Source organism: Rothia mucilaginosa (assembly GCF_964210535.1).
In the GTDB taxonomy this organism is placed as follows: domain Bacteria; phylum Actinomycetota; class Actinomycetes; order Actinomycetales; family Micrococcaceae; genus Rothia; species Rothia mucilaginosa_F.
The window spans coordinates 1-4,096 of the sequence record NZ_CAXOMR010000041.1; the positions used below are offsets into that span (position 1 = coordinate 1).

Here is a 4,096-nt window from a genome sequence, read left to right on the forward strand (position 1 = left end):
AAAGACCCCGTATCGAAAGATGCGGGGTTTTTTGTTGTATTCGCCGAAGTTGTTGTATCTGCTGATGTGATGCGGGGGAATAGATGCGAATACCTCGCGAAGTTGATGTGCTGCGTGCGCCGCGGGTATAGATTCAATTCTTCGTGATATTCGAATGTGCACGGCTGTAGGAAACCCCTACTGTGGAGAATGTGCTCCGCAGAAAGCCCCGCGCCGTAAAACCCACAGGGGTGTCCCGTGTGGGTAGCTCGGTGACCTAAATGAGGTCTGAATAATAAAGGTGTGTCACAAAAAGAAAGCTGGGAGGTTCCTGAAAGTGAACACTTGGTGAACACACTTTAGCCTCTTGATGGATATAATCACCCCTCTCCCCCGCACTCTCGCATAAGCCACATAAACCAACTTAAGCATTCCGATAGGTGCACCCTTTTTTCCGCGGAATATCGGGAGAGTTTCCCCTGAAATATGGGCTCTATAGTAAAACCCTCATAAAAATCCGCTCAATGCCGTGGGTTTATCTGTTATTTCGTGTTAATTCGGAATACTTTAGATTTCGCGAAAACCGACAGATAATTTTCTTGTGACTACAGAACTCATTATTCTCGTGATCGTGGTGCTGACCGCGCTCGCCTTCGACTTTACGAATGGCTTCCACGACACCGGCAACGCGATGGCAACCTCCATCGCCACCGGTGCGCTGAAGCCTAAGACCGCCGTGGCGCTGTCTGCGTCCCTGAACCTCGTCGGCGCGTTCCTCTCTGTTGAGGTGGCACGCTCGGTTGGTAGCGGCATCGTGAACCTGGATCGTATCGATGTAACAACAGACGGCCCGGCGCTGATGCTTATCGTCTTTACCGGCCTGGTTGGCGGCATCCTCTGGAATGTTTTGACCTGGCTTCTGGGTCTTCCCTCCTCCTCATCGCACGCTCTGTTTGGTGGCCTGATTGGTTCGGCTATTGTCGCGATCGGCTTTGACGGCGTGCAGTGGATGGGCGTTCTGTCCAAGATTATTGTTCCCGCGGTCCTCTCCCCCGTCATTGCGGCTATTGTGGCGGCAACCGGCACTTGGCTGGTCTACCGTATTGCTGCTCCGGTTGCTGACGACCGTAAGCACGGCGGTTTCCGTAAGGGACAGGTTGCAACCGCATCCCTGATGTCTCTGGCACACGGTACCAACGACGCGCAGAAGACCATGGGCGTGATCTTCCTGGCTCTGGTTGCTTCGGGTACCCTGAACAACGATGATGCGATCCCCCTGTGGGTGAAGGCTTCCTGTGCTGTTGCTATTGCACTGGGTACCTACCTGGGCGGTTGGCGCATTATCCGCACCCTCGGTAAGGGCATCGTTGAGGTGGACACCCCGCAGGGTGTTGCTGCTGATGGCGCTTCCGCTGCGATTATTCTGACCTCGTCCCACTTCGGTATGGCACTGTCCACCACTCACGTGGCATCCGGTTCAATCCTGGGTAGTGGCCTGGGTCGTAAGGGTGCTGAGGTGCGCTGGTCTGTTGCTGGCCGCATGGTGGTTGCTTGGCTGATTACCCTGCCGGCTGCCGCTATTGTGGGTGCGCTGACCTGGTTGATTGGTCACGGCCTGAACGCTCTGACCGGCACCCAGTTTGTTGGCGAAATGACCGTGTTCGCGCTGCTGATTATCTTCTGCTTCCTGATGTGGCGTCACTCCCAGAAGGACAACATTGACGCTTCGAACGTGACTGGCGACTGGGATGAAAAGGAAGGCGCTGCAGTCACCAGCGCTGACGCATCCGCAGATCAGACTCTTGCTACTGAGAAGGCAGGTTCGTAGCCGTGGAATATCTGATGGACATTGTGAACAAGGTTATTCCGGTGCTGATTGCCGGTTTGTTCTTCGGTGCGGGCCTTCCGGCGCTGTATGCGTTCGGTCTGCGTCTGCTGGCTGGTCGTACCGAGTACACCGCGGACGGCAAGCTCGTTGAAATTGAGCCTCCGGGAACGGTGGCGAAGATTGCCGCGTCCTGCATTTTTGCTATTATCGTAGCAATCGTAATCATCGGTATTCTCTGGGTCGCTAAGGACTTTATCGACCACACTTTCGGCTGGAATATCTTCGGCGTAACCGGTGGAGGCCACTAATCCCGTGAACACTAAATTGCATATGATGACTGCTTCGAAGGAGGGGCTCGATGCCTGATAAGAGCATAATCTCTCGAGTAATCGACTGGCTGAGCGTCGGGTATCCCAAGGATGTTCCGGTGCAGGACCGCGCGGCAGTGATGGCTATTTTGAAGATGCGTCTGACCGATGAGCAGCTGCAGGAAGTTGTTCGCCAGCTCATGCAGTCTCGTGCTGCTCGTGGCGAGGCGTACGTGAGTGACCAGCGCATTAACGAGTACATTCGTCGAGTGGTGGATCATACCCCGACCCCGCAGGATATTGACCGCGTCGCTAAGATTCTTGGTGCGCACGGCTTCCTGATTGCGGAGAACCACGTGAACGAGGACGCTGAGCCTACGGCTGGCGGTACCGAGTACGTGACCTACGATGATCCGACGACCGGTGAGATTCGTATCGCTGAGTTGGCTGCCGAGTCGGCTAATATTCCGGCTCCGAACGCTACTTTGGCTGAAGACGCTTAATGATGTGTGGTGAAAACTGAGGCTTTCACAATTGACCTGTGGGGTGGACGCTGTCCGCCCCACAGGTTTTCTTTATGCCCTCCGATGGATGCGCCGCGGGTTGTCAGCTCACCCATAGGTGCGGGCGGTATCCTAGAGAGACTCACTCCCTCAAACTAATGGCGGGCTTTGTGCTCGCCCTAAAACTGGAGAATCTGTGTCTTCTTCACCTACTCCTGAACCCGAAAACTCTCACCTTACGTCCACTCAAGAACCCTCTCAAGGCGTTTCTGAGGCGGCACCCGTCGCCGCTGAGGAATCCTCCGCTAAGGGCTCTTCAACCCGTGTAGATGCCGCTAAAGAGGCTATTGCCGAGCAGGCGCGCCGCCTCGTGGTTCCTCGCCGTTCCCTGCTTCTGACCGGTGGCGTGATTGCTGCCGCCGGGGTGCTTGCCGCGATGCCGCAGATTGCCGCCACCGGTGTGCTGGGTGAGGACGCCGCGGTGGTGGTTTCAAACGAGAAGCTGCTGGCGCGCCGTGAGCGTCTGGTTCGCGAAAACATCGATACCCGCTACCTGAAGATTGAGTCGCTGGGGCGCATCTATGTGGGTCAGGGGCGTACTGAACAGGATCTGCGTCTGGTGGGTTCTTTCTCCCTCACGGAGGCTGCACAAGCCGATTTGACGGCGGCAGCTACGGCTCTGACGAACCTGTCTGTCTACGGTTCTTTGCACCGGCTGAGCGTCACCTATGGCGGCGTGGACTCGGCGAATGACCCGCAGAACGTTGCTAACACCGCTACGGATGCGCCGGTGGGCCCGCTGCGCGTCAATGATTCGGCAACTCTGAAGGAAGATCAGTGGCTGAAGGTGCTGACCGCTAACGCGGCGCTGGGTACTAATGCGAGCTACGCTCAGGTGAGTCTGCTGGCGGATGAGCTGCGCCTGAACGCCGTTGTGATTGATGAGAACTATGAGTCCCTGCTGAAGCGCTTCCGTGCGCTGGCTGAGCTGGATCTGAAGAACGAGCAGGTGCAGCAGATTCACCTGAATATTCAGTTGGCTCCGGATAAGGCGCTGACCCTGCCCTCGGGTGCGCAGTCGAAGATCTCGGTGAGCGTTGCGGAGTCTTCACGTGTGGCAACGGTGGCTGATGTGCTGTCGAAGGCCGCCACGAGAAAGGAACTAAATACCCTGGCGTCGTTCTCGCTGGTGTGGAATGCCCGTGAAAAGTACCCCTCGGCGAGCCAGTGGGATGCGTTCAAGCTGGGTTTCAAGGCGCCGGAATCGAAGGAAGAATCTGCGAAGGAGGCGCAACGCACCGCGGTTCGTAAGTATCTGCAGGAAGTGAGTGGCTCCCTGCAGGCGATTTCGAAACGCGAGGCGACGGTGCCGGGCGAGGTTATTTCCTAACCCTCTCGGGGTGTGATGGGTCTAACTAAAAAAATGTGCCTGAGGATTTGGTAAAGCTACAAAAGGTGTTATAGACTAGTAGAGCACC

At 56.2% G+C, this 4,096-nt stretch carries 4 protein-coding genes; all 4 read left to right on the top strand.

What is annotated here, in order from left to right; genetic code table 11:
• Positions 1-580: 580 nt before the first annotated feature.
• The 4 genes from AB8C10_RS09195 (at position 581) to AB8C10_RS09210 (ending at position 4,008) form a co-directional block, all read left to right on the top strand.
• Entirely contained in the window at positions 581-1,807 is a 1,227-nt protein-coding gene (locus AB8C10_RS09195; RefSeq protein ID WP_368867551.1) for an anion permease, read from the top strand.
• Positions 1,808-1,821: 14 nt separating this feature from the next.
• Positions 1,822-2,115, top strand: coding sequence for a hypothetical protein (locus AB8C10_RS09200; protein WP_070737430.1), 294 nt, complete (start codon positions 1,822-1,824; stop codon positions 2,113-2,115).
• Between the two features lie 50 nt (positions 2,116-2,165).
• On the top strand, positions 2,166-2,618 hold the full coding sequence (locus AB8C10_RS09205) for a DUF3349 domain-containing protein (protein WP_368867552.1): 453 nt from the start codon (positions 2,166-2,168) through the stop codon (positions 2,616-2,618).
• 196 nt (positions 2,619-2,814) lie between these two features.
• Complete coding sequence (locus AB8C10_RS09210; RefSeq protein ID WP_368867553.1) at positions 2,815-4,008, top strand: acetamidase; 1,194 nt, start codon at positions 2,815-2,817, stop codon at positions 4,006-4,008.
• Positions 4,009-4,096 lie beyond the last annotated feature (88 nt).

What these genes read in the sequence shown, in the direction of transcription:
- AB8C10_RS09200 (WP_070737430.1), top strand. Translation starts at nt 1,822, where the DNA reads ATGGACATTGTGAACAAGGTTATTCCGGTGCTGATTGCCGGTTTGTTC.
- AB8C10_RS09205 (WP_368867552.1), top strand. Translation starts at nt 2,166, where the DNA reads ATGCCTGATAAGAGCATAATCTCTCGAGTAATCGACTGGCTGAGCGTC.